The organism is Microbispora sp. H10670, assembly GCF_014161385.1.
GTDB classification, from domain to species: Bacteria; Actinomycetota; Actinomycetes; order Streptosporangiales; family Streptosporangiaceae; genus Microbispora; species Microbispora triticiradicis.
Genome location: NZ_JABBWW010000013.1, coordinates 69,220 through 83,124, shown reverse-complemented (window position 1 = coordinate 83,124; position 13,905 = coordinate 69,220). Strand labels below are relative to the sequence as shown.

The 13,905-nt window shown below is 72.3% G+C and carries 14 protein-coding genes; 10 read left to right on the top strand and 4 right to left on the bottom strand.

Features of this window, described 5'->3' with window-relative positions:
• Positions 1-172: 172 nt before the first annotated feature.
• Both HHX33_RS19545 and HHX33_RS19540 read right to left on the bottom strand, forming a co-directional pair.
• Entirely contained in the window at positions 173-781 is a 609-nt protein-coding gene (locus HHX33_RS19545) for a hypothetical protein (RefSeq protein ID WP_182875858.1), read from the bottom strand.
• A 428-nt stretch (positions 782-1,209) separates the two neighbouring features.
• Positions 1,210-1,797: a hypothetical protein gene (locus HHX33_RS19540; RefSeq protein ID WP_117409099.1), complete on the bottom strand. Its 588-nt coding sequence runs from the start codon at positions 1,795-1,797 to the stop codon at positions 1,210-1,212.
• Between the two features lie 392 nt (positions 1,798-2,189).
• Here HHX33_RS19540 and HHX33_RS19535 point away from each other — a divergent pair, with 392 nt between their 5' ends.
• Both HHX33_RS19535 and moeZ read left to right on the top strand, forming a co-directional pair.
• On the top strand, positions 2,190-3,107 hold the full coding sequence (locus HHX33_RS19535; RefSeq protein ID WP_182875857.1) for an alpha/beta fold hydrolase: 918 nt from the start codon (positions 2,190-2,192) through the stop codon (positions 3,105-3,107).
• A 112-nt stretch (positions 3,108-3,219) separates the two neighbouring features.
• A complete protein-coding gene (moeZ, locus tag HHX33_RS19530; protein ID WP_117409097.1) occupies positions 3,220-4,398 on the top strand; it encodes an adenylyltransferase/sulfurtransferase MoeZ in 1,179 nt (392 codons plus the stop codon).
• A 71-nt stretch (positions 4,399-4,469) separates the two neighbouring features.
• Here moeZ and HHX33_RS19525 read toward each other — a convergent pair whose 3' ends face one another.
• Positions 4,470-4,802, bottom strand: a complete 333-nt coding sequence (locus HHX33_RS19525; RefSeq protein WP_182875856.1) for a winged helix-turn-helix domain-containing protein — start codon at positions 4,800-4,802, stop codon at positions 4,470-4,472.
• Positions 4,802-5,269: a hypothetical protein gene (locus HHX33_RS19520; RefSeq protein WP_182875855.1), complete on the bottom strand. Its 468-nt coding sequence runs from the start codon at positions 5,267-5,269 to the stop codon at positions 4,802-4,804. The genes HHX33_RS19525 and HHX33_RS19520 overlap by 1 nt, the downstream gene beginning before the upstream one ends.
• A gap of 156 nt (positions 5,270-5,425) precedes the next feature.
• Here HHX33_RS19520 and HHX33_RS19515 point away from each other — a divergent pair, with 156 nt between their 5' ends.
• From HHX33_RS19515 to HHX33_RS19480, 8 genes are all read left to right on the top strand, one after another.
• A complete protein-coding gene (locus HHX33_RS19515; protein ID WP_117409094.1) occupies positions 5,426-6,145 on the top strand; it encodes a hypothetical protein in 720 nt (239 codons plus the stop codon).
• Positions 6,139-7,413, top strand: a complete 1,275-nt coding sequence (locus HHX33_RS19510) for a S8 family serine peptidase (RefSeq protein ID WP_244302370.1) — start codon at positions 6,139-6,141, stop codon at positions 7,411-7,413. The genes HHX33_RS19515 and HHX33_RS19510 overlap by 7 nt, the downstream gene beginning before the upstream one ends.
• Before the next feature lie 9 nt (positions 7,414-7,422).
• Positions 7,423-8,295: a hypothetical protein gene (locus HHX33_RS19505; protein WP_138462742.1), complete on the top strand. Its 873-nt coding sequence runs from the start codon at positions 7,423-7,425 to the stop codon at positions 8,293-8,295.
• Positions 8,289-9,497, top strand: a complete 1,209-nt coding sequence (locus tag HHX33_RS19500; RefSeq protein WP_182875854.1) for a S8 family serine peptidase — start codon at positions 8,289-8,291, stop codon at positions 9,495-9,497. Before HHX33_RS19505 ends, HHX33_RS19500 begins: the two co-directional genes overlap by 7 nt.
• A 101-nt stretch (positions 9,498-9,598) precedes the next feature.
• The gene (locus HHX33_RS19495; RefSeq protein ID WP_117409452.1) at positions 9,599-9,967 is read left to right on the top strand and encodes a hypothetical protein; all 369 of its coding nucleotides are present in this window, start codon (positions 9,599-9,601) and stop codon (positions 9,965-9,967) included.
• The gene (locus HHX33_RS19490; protein ID WP_182875853.1) at positions 9,960-10,271 is read left to right on the top strand and encodes an MGMT family protein; all 312 of its coding nucleotides are present in this window, start codon (positions 9,960-9,962) and stop codon (positions 10,269-10,271) included. Before HHX33_RS19495 ends, HHX33_RS19490 begins: the two co-directional genes overlap by 8 nt.
• Positions 10,272-10,473: 202 nt before the next feature.
• Positions 10,474-13,332, top strand: coding sequence for a CDP-glycerol glycerophosphotransferase family protein (locus HHX33_RS19485; protein WP_259402644.1), 2,859 nt, complete (start codon positions 10,474-10,476; stop codon positions 13,330-13,332).
• A gap of 17 nt (positions 13,333-13,349) precedes the next feature.
• Positions 13,350-13,901 carry a signal peptidase II gene (locus HHX33_RS19480; protein ID WP_220501980.1) on the top strand — a complete coding sequence of 184 codons (552 nt, stop codon included), beginning with the start codon at positions 13,350-13,352 and terminating at the stop codon, positions 13,899-13,901.
• Positions 13,902-13,905 lie beyond the last annotated feature (4 nt).

The following is a 13,905-nucleotide window of genomic DNA, read 5'->3' as shown; positions in this document are numbered from 1 at the left end:
CGGGGCGGGCGCGGGGAAAGCGGTCGGGGTGGGGGAGACGAAGAGTGCCCGTGCTCACGGTGGGCGTGTGACTTCACGCTCAGGTGAGCACGGGCACATACATCGGCACCCGGGCCGGCGGCCCGAGGCTCAGCGCGACCGGTCGTCCCGGTCACGCGAAGGACGCCGCGGATCAGGGAATGGCGTCGTATCCCGGCCGCTCGTAGTCCTTCTTCTTCTCCTCTTCCTTCTTCTTGATGTCGGCGTCGACGTCGATGTCGACGTTCTTGGTCTTGGCCTTCGGGTTGATCTCGGTGGCCGTGTTCGTGCGAGGGTCGGCCTGCGAGGACTGGTCCTGCCAGGGCCGGTTGTGCATCTGGTTCCAGTCGCTGGTGTTGGTGTACGGGTTGGTGGAGTTCTGCGACCACTGGGCGTTCCACGGCACCGCGGCGGAGCCGTTCGACGACTTCTGGAACGGCGTGAGTACGAGCGTGAAGTCACGCATCAGGAACTGGTCCTGGTACTCCGACTGCCGGGCGTGCTGCCACTCGTGGTTCTTGTTCTTGTTCTTGTTCTTGTTGCGGTTCAGCGCCTTGTGCCCCTGGCGCTGCCGGTTGGTGTTGTAGTTGTAGTTGTAGGCCCGCGGGACGTAGCGGGCGCCACCGGACGGAGCGGGAACGTAGCCGCCCATGACGGTCGCCGCGCCGGCTGTGCCGGCGGCGACGCCACCGAGCACGATGGCCGCGCCGCTCAGCGCGGTGCCGAGAGCGAGGGCCCCGGCGATGTTCTTCAACACGGACATTTGGGTGTTTCTCCTCTGAATATCGCGACCCCGGCCCGGTCCGGTGGGGGACCAGGGCGGGTGGTAGTTGGTTCGGCGCCGTCGTGTGTGACGCGGCGCGGTGCGTTCGCCTGGCACCGGCGGTCCTCTCCTCGAAACACGCCTCCGGTGCTCTGTTCTCTCGACTGCTCTCAACTGCTCTCGACTGCTCGCTCGGCCGCGGACGGAGCGGCGGACGCGGGTGGCGCCGGTGCCGTGTCTCACGGTCATCCGGTCGCCGCCCGTCCCGCCGGGCGGGTGTGTCCGCCGCTCCGCCGCTCGCGTGTGTCTCCCGCCGCTCGCGGGTTCCGGCTCGGGTGAGGCCGCCGGTCACGAGTACGGGTGGCCGTCGGCCGGCGCGTCACCCGTCGTGGCCGGGACGTCTGCCGAGGCCGCTCGTGCCGATCGCGTCAGCGCACGAACTCCGGCTCGCTGCCGTAGTCCTTCTTCTTCTCCTTCTCCACGTCCACGTCGATGTCCGCGTCGATGTCCTTCTTCTTGATGCGCGGGTTGATCTCGGTGGCCGTGTTCGTCTTCGGCTGGGCCTGGGCGTCCTGGCCCTGACGCGGGTTGTTGAACTGGTCGCTGAAGCTGTTCGTGCGGGTGTACGGGTACGACTGCGTGTTTCCGTACTGCCAGTTGTACGGAAGCGCCCGCGCGTCGGTGTCGGTCTTCTGGAACGGCGTGAGGACGAGCGTGAAGTCACGCAGCAGGAACTGGTGCTGGCCCTGGTTCTGCCGCTCGTGCTGCCACTGCTTCGTCTTGTTCTTGTTCTTGTTCTTGTTGCCGTTCAGCGCCTTGTGCTTCTGCCGCTGCGAATTGCGGTTCGCGTTGAAGTTGCCGTAGGGGTACGGGTAGCCACCGCCGCCCACGTAGCCGCCCATGACGGTCGCCGCGTTCGCGCTGCCGGCGGCGACCGCGGTGCCCAGCGTGACGGCACCACCGGTGAGCGCGGCGCTGATCGCGAGGATCCCGACCAGGTTGTTGAACTTGGGCATTTCATGTCCTCCTTGAAGGATTGTTGCCCCGACACTCCGGCGTTTTCCAAGTCGTTCGGAAAATGCCCTTACTGATGACCCTTGGTGGATCATCCCTGCATTGTCTTGATTTCCTCGGTGTCCGAGCGACAAACGGCGATCGGCGGCTTTTGCCTTCTGCTTATCGCTTTATTGGCTCCGTTGAACCGCTAGCGCTCGGTTTGGCGTGGAATGTCATTCATATCCGCATTTCGAAATGTCCGAATGGGGTGGATATTGGGCTTATGTCGCTCCCGGCCGATCGGGATGAACCGGATGATCGCTCCCGTCTCGCCTGGGTAGGGGGAGCGCCCGCCGAGGTGTCGCAGGGGCGGGGTTATGGTCGGAAACGCGAGGTGAACGGGGGAGGACACGTGCGAGACGAGCCGATTCCGGTGTGGCCCGGCCGGTTCATCGACGTGGAGGGCGGCGGCCGCCTCCATCTCCGGGCGACTCCGGAGGGGCCGCGGGAGACCGCCGTCTACGTACACGGACTGGCGGGTTCGGCGACGAACTGGACGGACCTGATGGGCGAGCTCGGCGGTGAGGTGCGGGGCGTCGCGGTCGACCTGCCCGGTGCCGGGCACTCCCCGGAGCCGCCGGACGGCGACTACTCCGTCGCGGCCAACGCCACCGCGGTGGTCAGGCTCGCCGAGGCGCTCGGGGACGGCCCGGTCCACCTGTTCGGTCACTCCATGGGCGGCGCGGTCTCGGTCCGGGTCGCGGCCACGCGGCCCGACCTGGTCAGGTCGCTGACGCTGGTCTCGCCGGCGCTGCCCGACCTGCGGCCGAGGTACGGCCCGGCCAGGATCGCCCTGTCGGCCGCCCCGTCCATCGGCGAGCTGGCCGTCCGGTGGCTGAGCGCGCTCCCGCCCGAGCGGCGCGTGCTGGCGACGGTGAGCATGTGCTACGCCGACACGGGCCGCGTGCATCCGGACCGGCTGCGCGAGGCGGTGGAGGAACTGCGCCGCCGCGACGCGCTTCCGCACGCGGTGTTGTCCATGGTCGGCTGCACCCGCGCGATCGTGCGGGAGTACTTCAGGTTCGGCGAGGAGAACCTCTGGCGGCAGGCCGGCCGGGTCACCGCGCCCACCCTCGTCGTCTACGGCCTGCGCGACCGCCTGATCCACGCCCGCATGGTGCACCGGTCCGGGCGGGCCTTCCGTGACGTGCGCCTGGTCACACTCCCGCACGCCGGGCACGTGGCGCAGATGGAGTATCCCGAGCTCGTCGCGCGGGAGGCGCGCCGCCTGCTGGCCTACACGAGGATGTCCCCGCGCCGAACAGCGTGATTGGGGAATGCGGGGCCACCCCGGTTAAGTTGTGAGAAGAGCTTGTGATGGGCCCATGGAGCCGAGCGCGACCATTGGCACGAAGACGGACACGCAAAGCAGGAGTGGAACTGTGTCGTTGCCACCGCTGGTAGAGCCGGCAGCAGAGCTGACGGTCGACGAGGTGCGCCGCTACTCGCGCCACCTGATCATCCCCGATGTGGGCATGGCGGGTCAGAAGCGGCTCAAGAACGCCAAGGTGCTGTGTGTGGGCGCGGGCGGCCTGGGCTCTCCCGCCCTGCTGTACCTGGCCGCGGCCGGGGTGGGCACCCTCGGCATCGTCGACTTCGACGTCGTCGACGAGTCGAACCTCCAGCGCCAGGTGATCCACGGCCAGTCGGACGTGGGCCGGCTGAAGGCCGAGTCGGCCGCCGCGAGCGTGCGCGAGGTCAACCCGCTGGTCAACGTCATCATCCACAACGTCGCTCTGACGACCGACAACGTGATGGACATCTTCTCCGGCTACGACCTGATCGTGGACGGCACGGACAACTTCGCCACCCGCTACATGGTCAACGACGCGGCCGTGCTGCTGGGCAAGCCGTACGTGTGGGGGTCCATCTACCGCTTCGACGGCCAGGCGAGCGTCTTCTGGGCCGAGCACGGGCCTTGCTACCGCTGCCTCTACCCCGAGCCCCCGCCGCCGGGCATGGTGCCGAGCTGCGCCGAGGGCGGCGTGCTCGGCGTGCTGTGCGCGTCGATCGGCTCCATCCAGGTGAACGAGGCCATCAAGGTCCTCACCGGCGTCGGCGAGCCCCTCGTCGGCCGCCTGATGATCTACGACGCGCTGGAGATGAAGTACCGGGACGTCAAGGTCCGCAAGGACCCGGAGTGCCCGCTGTGCGGCAAGAACCCCTCGATCACCGAGCTGATCGACTACGAGGCGTTCTGCGGCACGATCTCCGACGAGGCCCAGCAGGCCGCCGCGGGCAGCACGATCACGGCGGCCGAGCTCGAGGCGATGCGCGACCGCGGCGACGACATCATGATCATCGACGTCCGCGAGCCGAACGAGTACGAGATCGTCAACATCCCCGGCGCCGTGCTGATCCCCAAGGGCGAGTTCCTCAACGGCTCGGCCCTGGAGGGGCTCCCGCAGGACCGGAAGATCGTGCTGCACTGCAAGTCGGGCGCCCGCTCGGCGGAGGTTCTCGCGGTGCTGAAGAACGCCGGCTTCTCCGACGCCGTCCACGTGGGCGGCGGCGTGCTGAGCTGGGTCAAGACGGTCGACCCCAGCCTGCCGACCTACTGATCGCCGCCACGACGGCCGCGGCCGCCGCCTCCACCCCGGAGGCGGCGGCCGCGTCGTTCCGGCCCCCGCGCTCACAGGGGCCTGCCCGCGGGCTGCCCGCGTTCCTCCGGCACCACGTTGAGACCGCTGGGCGAGACGATGCGCTGCAGGTTCGCGACGTACGCCGTGAACGCCGCCCGTCCCCTGTCCGTGAGCTTGAACCAGGTCTTGGGCCGCTTGCCCACGTACCCCTTGCGTACGTGGACGTATCCCGCGTTCTCCAGCGCGCTGCCCTGCTTGGACAGGACCGAGTCGCTGACGCCCAGGGTGTCGCGGACGAACGCGAACTCCGCCTCCTCGGCCGCGGCGAGCAGCGAGACGATCTGCAGCCGGGTGGGCGCGTGGATGACGGGGTCGAGGTCCATCACGAGCCGCTCTCGATCCGGCGCGCCAGCATCGCCGACATCCACCGGCCGACGAACGGTCCGGTGACCAGCAGGAACGCGGTCATGACCAGGCCGGCGTACGTCCGCGCGTAGGCCACCTCCGCCGCGTCGAGCCGGAAGGCGACGGCGAGGCAGAGCCCGATGCCCAGCGCGAGCCAGAGCATGAAGAGCGTCATGACGTTCGCCCGCACCAGGCTGCGGTGGGCCGTCATGGTGCGGGTGCGCACCAGCAGGGCGATCAGCGCGCCCATGCCGGCGGCCAGCAGGAGGCCCGTGACCATCATCACCACGACGGGCGTGCCGGGCTCCGTGACGAACTGCACGCCGGTCACGAACAGCCCGACCCCGGCGGCGTACCAGGCCGGGAACCAGGGCTGCGACCTGACCGCCTTGGCCTGAGTCCGCCGGATGAGCGCCAGGCTCCGCTCCGCTTCCTCGACGTTCATGGGGACTCCGTTCGCGCGACAACCACTTTCCACTATGGAAAGTACTTTTCGCTTTCCATGGCGTCAAGTACTTTCCGTCGCATTTGGGGGTATGGCGGGCGGTTGGTCGCGTTAAGGTCACGTAGGAGAGGAGGCCGAGACGCGAACGGAGGCGCAGTGGGCGAGACCCGCACCTGGCCGGCCGTCGCCGTGGCCTCCGCGATCACCTTGATCTGCGCGATCGTCGGCGGCATCGCGGCGAGCGCGGCGGTCGCCGAGCTCACCCGGGGGCCCAGCCGGGCCGAGTTGCGCGAGGCGCAGGCGGCCGAGACGGCGCTGCGCTGGGAACGCTGGCCGGTGGGGCGTGTCTTCCCCGCGAGCCTGGCGTACAACAGCGAGCAGGGCGGCCGCGAGCTGGCGCGGCGGGTGGGCGTCTCCACGCGCACCGACTGCCGGTCGGCCGTCGACACCGCCGCCGTCAGGGCGCTGCGCGCGGCCGGGTGCCGGGCGGTCCTGCGGGCCACCTACCTCGACGGCCTGCAGGGCGTCGTGGTCACGATCGGCGTGGCGGCCTTCCCCGACGCGGCCCGGGCGCGCACCGCGCTCGCCGCCTTCCCCCGCGAGGGGGCGCCCGTCCCGGGCCTGCGCGCCCTCCCGTTCCCCGGCACCGTGACCGACCGCTTCACCGCGGGCGGACGGCAGGCCGCGACCGTACGGCAGGCCGGGCCCTACCTCGTGCTGACCACGGCGGGCCAGGTCGACGGGCGGCCGGCCCGCGGGGTCGGGCAGCAGCGGGCGACGATCTTCTCGTTCGCCGGCGACCTGGCCGGGGACGTCGCCGCGATCCTGACCGCACCGGTGTCCCCGGACTGCCGGGCCCGGGAGTGGCAGTGCTGACCCGCCGCGCACGGACGAAGATCCGGAGGTGCGTCCTGGCCGCGCTCACGGCCGGGACGCTCACCCTGCCCGGCGGGGCGTTCCTCCACGCGGCCCGGGCCGACGACGTACGGCTCAGCCAGCAGGACGTGCTGCGGACCCTCGACGTCGACGACGCGTGGCAACTGACGAAGGGCGCGGGCGTCACGGTGGCGGTCCTGGACTCGGGGGTGGACCCCGACCACCGCGACCTCGCCGGTTCGGTCGTCACCGGCAGGGACTTCACCGCCGGCGCCAACCCCCGCGGGGTGCAGCCGGTGCGGCTGCACGGCACGTACATGGCCTCGCTCATCGCCGGGCACGGACACGGACCCGGCGGGGCCGACGGCATCATCGGCGTCGCGCCGGAGGCCAGGGTGCTGTCCGTGCGGGTGATCCTGGAGGACGAGGAGCCCGGGTTCCGCACGTTCAACTCCGACGCGCGTTACGAGGGCGTGGTCGCCAAGGGCATCAGGTACGCCGTGGACCACGGCGCCGAGGTCGTCAACCTGTCGCTGTCGAAGGACATGCCGACGGAGGACGAGCGCGCGGCCATCCGGTACGCGATCTCCAAGGGCGTGGTCCTGGTCGCCGCGGCGGGCAACGACGGCGCGGGCAAGCAGACCGCGCCGTACTCCTACCCCGCGGCGATCCCCGGCGTGATCTCGGTGGCCGCGGTCACCTCCACGCTGCGGCGGGCCTCGTTCTCCAACCGCAACTCCTCGGTCATGGTGGCCGCCCCCGGCGTGGACGTCCTCGGGGCGGGCCCGGGCGACGAGTACTGGGTCGGCCGGGGCACCTCGCAGGCCACCGCGCTCGTCTCCGGGATCGCCGCGCTCATCAAGTCGCGCCATCCGCGGATGTCGCCCGCGCTCGTCGCGCAGGCGCTCACCTCGTCGCCCGCCCGCAAGGGGCCCTACAACACGGGCACCGGCTTCGGGGTGGTCAACGCGTACCGCGCGCTGAGCGTCGCGGCCACCCTCGCGCGGCACCGCGCCGTCGCGTCCGGCGCCGGCGTGCTGAACCCCGCGCGCCCGCTCCGTACGGCGGCGCGCGGCCAGGAGCCCATCGTGGTCGTACGGCGCGACACCGGCGCGATCCTGCTCTACGGCGGCATCGCGCTCGCCGCGTTCGCGGGCTCCGGCGCGGGACTCGCCGTCCTGCTCGTGCTCGCCCGGCGGGCGAGCCGGCGGGAACGAGAGGACGACGCACTGCCTCCGGCTCCCTGGCCGTCGAGCCTGCCGACGTAGCATCGGAGTATGCCGCCCGAGCAGTCCCACAGCCCCAAGAGGGCGCGGATCCCGCAGACGGCCCGGCTGCCGCGCCGGGCGCGGGCGCGGCCCTGGACGGCGTCGCGGGGACGCGCCGCCGCGGCGCTGGCGGCCAGGGAGCGGGCGGAACTGGCGCGCGGGGTCCGGTTCCGGTCGGCCTATCTCACGATCATGGGTGTCGTCCTCGCCGTGGCCGCGGTCAACGTGCTGCTCGGGGCGTTCGGGCTCTTCCGCGAGACCCGGTCGAGGCCGCTCACCGACGCCGAGCGCGCCCGCTACGTCGCGCAGGACGTGGCCCGCCGATGGCAGGCCTGGCCCGCGGGGATGGTCTTCCCCGAGGAGCTTCCCTACACCGGGCTCGGCCGGACCCAGCAGTACGCGCGCAGGGTCGGCATCGCGCCCGAGGCGGCGTGCGGGTCGGTGGTCGACGCCACGGTGGCGCCGGTGCTGAGCGAGCACGGCTGCCTGACCCTGCTGCGCGCCACGTACGTCGACCAGACGGCCACCTTCGCCGTCACCGTGGGCGTCGCCGTCATGCCGAGCGAGGAGGCGCGCGCCGACGCGGCGGCCGACCTGCCCGTGGACGACCGGGTGGGGGTGCGGCCGGTGGCCTTCCCCGGCACGGTCACCGACTCGTTCGGCGCGGCCCAGCGGCAGCGCACCGGCTGGGTCGGCGCGGGACCGTACATCGTCTTCCTCACAGTGGGGTACACAGACGGAAGGACACGCGCGTCCGTCCCCCTGGAGGAACAGGTGAACAGCGAGATGTGGCCCCTGGCCCAGACCGTGGCCGGGCGCATCGCGCGTGCCCTCGGCGAGCCCCCGGACGTCCCCCGCTGCACCCAGGGGAACGCGTGCTGAGGGCCGTCTCGCTCCGCGCGGGGCTGGCGGCCCTCCTGCTCGGGACCGGCCCGGCCGTCTCCGCGGCGGCCCTGCCGGACGAGATCCCCGCCGCCGCACGGGTCGCGGCGCCGGGCGGCGGGGAGGAGCGGTGGGCGCTCGACGTCGTCGACGCCGCCGAAGCCTGGAAGGTGACCAAGGGCGCCGGGGTGGTCGTGGCCCTCCTCGGCGAGGGCCAGCCCGACACCGGCCTGCCCGAACTGGCCGGCCGGGTCGAGCGCGGACCGGACATGACGGGCACCGTGATCGGCGACGAGACGCAGCGGCCGGGCGACGACGCGACCGGGCTGGCATCGGTGATCGCGGGGAGCGGAAGCGGCGGCGGGTTCTCCGGGGTCGCGCCGGAGGCGCGGGTGCTGTCCCTTCCCGTCACGGTCGACCGGCCGGAGCGCGACTACGTCGATCCCGAGGAACGGCCGGAGGAGACGCGGGACAGCCCGCTCGCCCGCGGCATCCGGTACGCCACCGCCCAGGGAGCCAAGGTCATCTGCCTGCCCGTCCCGGCGTACGGCGTCGACCGCGTGGAGCGTGACGCCATCTCCTTCGCGCTGGCCAGAGGCGTCGTGCTCGTGGCCGCGGCGGGCGACGCGGGCCAGTCGGCGTACACGCGCCAGAACGGCACCTCCTTCTGGGCGTTCCCGGCGGGATATCCCGGAGTGGTGGGCGTGGGCGCCGTCGACCGGCGGGGCGGCAAGACCTCCGGCAGCAGCGACAACCTCTCGGTCCTGGTCGCCGCGCCCGGAGAGCGGGTGCCGGTCGCGCTTCCCGGCGGACGCAGGGGCACGGCGTCGGGGACCGGAGTGGCCAGCGCGATTGTCGCCGGCACCATCGCGCTAATTAAGGCGAAATATCCGGATTTGCCGCCGGAATTGGTATCACGGGCACTGACCGCGACGTCGCGTCCCCATCCGCTCGCCGGTTATGACGACAAAGTCGGATTCGGGGTTGTGGACGCGGCGGCGGCCCTCGCGAAAGCCGGAGAACTGGTCGGATACGGCCACGCGTCGGCGGTGCAGGACGACGCGCACTTCGGCAAGGGCCCGGTCTCACGGGCGCCCGCGCGCCCGGGGCCGGATCCCGTTAGGCTCTGGGTCTACGGCATCGCCGTCGTTCTCGGGATCGGCGGTTTCTGCGCGGCCGCCCTCGCGCTCAGCCGCCGGTGATCACATGTTGGCCGCCGTTCGGCCGCATTTCGGGCGCGGTCTTCCCGTTGTTCGCGTTTCCGGTCACAAAGCCGGGTCAATTTTCGCTAAGGTCGCGGCTCATGGGGTACGAGCTGCGCGTAGAGCGTGATGCACCGCTCGCCTACGCAGAACTCGCGAACGTCTCGGCGCAGGCCGGATTCGAGCTGCGGGGGTCGCACGAGGCGGGCGAGGTCCTGGCGCGCCACGGAGACTCCGAGCACCGGATCGCGACCTGGTCCGGACGACTCGTGGGCCAGCCGGGGTCGGACTGGCAGGTCGCCCAGCTCGCCCGGCTCACCGATCTCATGGGAGCCCGGCTCGTGGGCGAGGACGGCGAGGCGTACGGCATCAGGAACGGCGTCGTCGAGCAGATCAACGGGGCGGCGACCTACGAGTTCGGCAAGCTCGAAGAGATCATCGCGGCCGGGCCCACCGACTGGGGTGTCTGAGGCCGGCCGCGAGCCCCCGCCGTACGCGGAGCGGGTGCTCGACGTGGTGGAGCGGATCCCGCCCGGCAAGGTCATGTCGTACGGAGACGTCGCCGAGTATCTCGGCGAGGGCGGTCCCCGGCAGGTCGGCCGGGTGATGTCCCTGTGGGGCGGCGCCGTGCCGTGGTGGCGGGTCATCCGCGCCGACGGGACCCCGGCGGCCGGCCTGGAGGCCGAATGCCTGGCGAGATGGCGGGCCGAGGGCACCCCGACCCGGGGCGCGCGGGCCGACATGCGCAGGGCCCGCTGGGACGGTCGCGAGTGACGCCCAGGATCCGGCCCGGCCCCTGACGGGTCACCCTTCGCCGTCGGCGCGTCACGCGCCGGATCACACGAAATTCACAGGCTGCGCGGAGTCAGGTCTGGCAGTGTCCTGACAGCATTACCATTTTCTGAACACAGGTCTGGCGAAGGGCGGTGCCTCCCTTATGACACCCGCACCCACGAGCGACGCCGTCGCTGAACGATTGCGGGCTGTCCAGGAGCTTTACGACCGGGGCGAGCCCATCGACGCGTTGGTCGCGCTCGTGCGCGCGGAGGGCCTGAGCCCCGCGCAGCGCAGAGAGCTCGACCGTGAGGCGATCGTCGGCCCCCTGGGCCTGCGCCTCGACGCCGCGGCCAAGCGCGGGGCGGCCCGCCGCCGCCAGGCCGTCGACGTGCTCCGGCCGTACCTGGCGCAGGTCGATCCGAAGGTCAAGCGGGAGCTGCCGGTCGGGCGCCGGGTCGCCTGCCACCTCATCGAGACCCAGGATCCGGGCGCGCTCGCCGAGGGCGACGCGCTGGTCAAGCTGGCCGCCGCCGCGGCCGAGCCGTCCCGCCGGGTCCGCCGGGGCCTGCGGTGGTACGCCGACCTGCCGGTGGAGGTCGGCGACCCCTCGCTGCTGCGCCTGCGGGCGGCCGACCTCGTGCCGGTGACGCAGATCGACGACATCACCTGGGCGGGCAACCGGTTGCGGATCACCGGGCACGCCTACATCGCGGGCCTGTCCGTCCGCGGCCGGCGCTTCAACCACGCCACGGTCGTGCTGCGCGGCCCCCGCTGGCTGCCCCGGGTCACGCTGCGGACCCGGCGGATCTACCGCCCGGAGGCCACCCACGCCGCCCGCGAGCCCGGGTGCAACTACGACTGGGCGGGCTTCACCGCCGAACTGCACCCGTTCTCGCTGCGCTGGCGGGCGGGGGTGCGGGCCCTGGTGCGCGGTGGCAAGCGGCTGCTGCGCCGCCGCCACACCGTCCAGGACACCACCACCTGGCGGGCCGAGATCGTCATCTGGAGCCGCGCCGCCCGGTCCAGGGGCGTGCTGCGCGGCCCCGTGATCGGCCGCACCGAGCGCCCGGCCGGCCTGCGGGTGCGCCCGCGCTGGTGGGTGCGCCCGGTGTGGACCTCCGACAAGGCGCTGCAGGTGGTCTACCAGCCCACCCGCGCGGAGCTCACCGGCGTCCGGCTGAACGGCGACAGCGTCGAGCTCACCGGCTTCCTGCCGGGCCGGCCGGTCGCCAGGGGCAAGGCCCGCGTCGGCGGGCACCGGATGTCGGCCGACTTCACCCCGGCCGAGGGCGGCAGCCGCTTCTCGCTCTCGCTCGCGGTCAACACCCTGCTCAGCGCCGAGTCCCGGCGGCTGTGGGTCGAGCCGAAGGGCGACCCGGCGGCGGCGGTGATGCTGGAGGGCGCGGAGGAGACGCGGCTGCTCGTGGGCGACCGCGAGATCACCGTGCAGGGCGACCGGCGCGACCGGGTCGTCATCTCCGGCCACAAGATCCTGCCCGTGATCACCTCCGCCGTGTGGCAGGACGAGTCGCTCACGCTGAGCGGGCGCTACCCCGACCCGGACGACGGCCCGCGCGACCTCGTGCTGCGGCACCGGGGCGGGCTCACCATCCGCGTCCCGCTGGAGCGCGACGGCGAGCGGTTCACCGTACGGCTGTCGCCCGGCGCGATGCCGCGCTTCGGCACGGCCGTGCCGCTGGCCGAGGGCACCTGGAACATCTCGGTGGCCCCGCCCGGCAAGTACGGCCCCGCCATGGTGCCCACCCGGTTCGACCACGCGGCGCTCGACGGGCTGGACGAGGGCCCCCGGACGATCGGCGGCCGGGTCTACCGGTTCGTCGCCACCCGGTTCGACGTGCCGGTGCTGGTCACGGCCGAGGACCGGCCGGGCGACGAGCGGAGCGCGGCGGGCGTCTGGGCGCTCAGCCGCACGTTCTACCCCGCCGAGCGGGCCCGGCCGGTGCGCGACGCCACGGTCTACGTCTCCTTCGACGGCCGCGCCTACTCCGACAACCCGCGGGCCATCTACGAGGAGCGGCTGCGCCGCGGCGACGAGAGCGAGCACATCTGGGTCGTCCGGGACGGCGCGTTCGTTCCGCCGGGCTCGCGCGAGCTGGGGCTCGGCGACGGCGTGACGCCCACCGTCGTCCGGGAGGGCAGCCGGGAGCACTACGAGGCGCTGGCCCGGGCGCGGTACGTCGTCTCCAACGGCTTCCTGCCGCAGTGGTTCCGCGCCCGTGACGAGCAGGTGTGCGTGCAGACCTGGCACGGCACGCCGATCAAGCACATCGGCCGCGACCAGGCCCACATGAAGCGGGAGCCCCGGCCCCCGGTCTGGCACCGCCAGGCCGTCGAGGTGCGCGGATGGGACCTGCTGCTGTCGCAGAGCCCCTGGGCGTCGTCGGTGCTGCGCAAGGCGTTCGGCTACGAGGGCGAGATCCTCGAGTCGGGCTACCCGCGCAACGACGTGCTGCTCGCCGGTGACCGCGACGTCATCGCGGCCGAGATCCGGCGCCGCATCGGCGTCCCCGAGGGCAAGCGGGTCGTCCTGTACGCGCCGACCTTCCGGGACTGGGACCGCAGGAACGCGGCGGTCAAGCTCGACCTGGCCGACGCGAGGCAGGCCCTGGGCGACGACCACGTCGTGCTGGTCCGCGGGCACATGATGCAGGCCTTCCCGCACGTGCACGCGCACGGCGGGTTCGCGATCGACGTCACGACCTACCCCGACACCGCCGACCTGATGCTGATCGCCGACGTGCTGGTAACCGACTACTCGTCGGTGGTGTTCGACTTCGTGGCGACCGGGCGGCCGGTCGTGCTGTTCACGCCGGACCTGGCCAAGTATCGCTCGTCCCGCGGGCTGTACCTCGACCTGGAGTCGCAGCGGCCGGGGCCGCGCCTGGAGACCTCCGCCGAGGTGGTGGAGACGCTCCGCCACATCGACACGGTCACCGCGAAGCTGCACGACCGCTACGCCGCCTTCGTCCGCACCTACGCCCCCCACGACAACGGCAAGGCCGCCGCCCGCGTCGTCGACCACGTCTTCACATCCTGACCGGCACCGAGGACGTGGTGGACAGCGGGGAAGAGGTGCCGGACGGACGAGGTTCGCCGGGGACGGGACCAGGAACGCGGCCGTACGGGCGGATGCTCGTGCTGGCCGCGGTGGTCCTTCTCGTGGACCAGGCCTCCAAGCTCTGGGCGACCTCCGCGCTCTCCGACGGTGCGGCCATCACGGTGATCCCGCGGCTGCTGCGCTTCCGGCTGCTGCTGAACCCCGGCGCCGCGTTCTCGATCGGCGAGGGGGCGACCTGGGTGTTCACCCTGGCCGCGGCCGGCGCGGTCGGCGGCATCCTCTACGTCGGGCGGCGGCTGCGTTCACCGGCCTGGACCCTGGTGCTGGGCGCGTTGCTGGGAGGCGCCACCTCCCATCTGCTCGACCGCCTCTTCCGTCCGCCCGCCTTCGCCCAGGGCCATGTCGTGGACTTCATCGACTACGGCGGCCTGTTCGTCGGCAACGTGGCGGACATCGCGCTGGTCGGAGGCTGCGCCCTCCTCCTGCTGCTCAACCTGCGCGACGTCCCCCTCGGAGACCCGGCCGACCAGGCCCGCCCCGCCCCGTAAGCCA

Coding starts and splice junctions, on each gene's coding strand:
- HHX33_RS19545 (WP_182875858.1), bottom strand. CDS start 781: ATGTCCGTGTTGAAGAACATCGCCGGGGCCCTCGCTCTCGGCACCGCG.
- HHX33_RS19505 (WP_138462742.1), top strand. CDS start 7,423: ATGCCGCCCGAGCAGTCCCACAGCCCCAAGAGGGCGCGGATCCCGCAG.
- HHX33_RS19520 (WP_182875855.1), bottom strand. CDS start 5,269: ATGAACGTCGAGGAAGCGGAGCGGAGCCTGGCGCTCATCCGGCGGACT.
- HHX33_RS19525 (WP_182875856.1), bottom strand. CDS start 4,802: ATGGACCTCGACCCCGTCATCCACGCGCCCACCCGGCTGCAGATCGTC.
- HHX33_RS19540 (WP_117409099.1), bottom strand. CDS start 1,797: ATGCCCAAGTTCAACAACCTGGTCGGGATCCTCGCGATCAGCGCCGCG.
- HHX33_RS19495 (WP_117409452.1), top strand. CDS start 9,599: ATGGGGTACGAGCTGCGCGTAGAGCGTGATGCACCGCTCGCCTACGCA.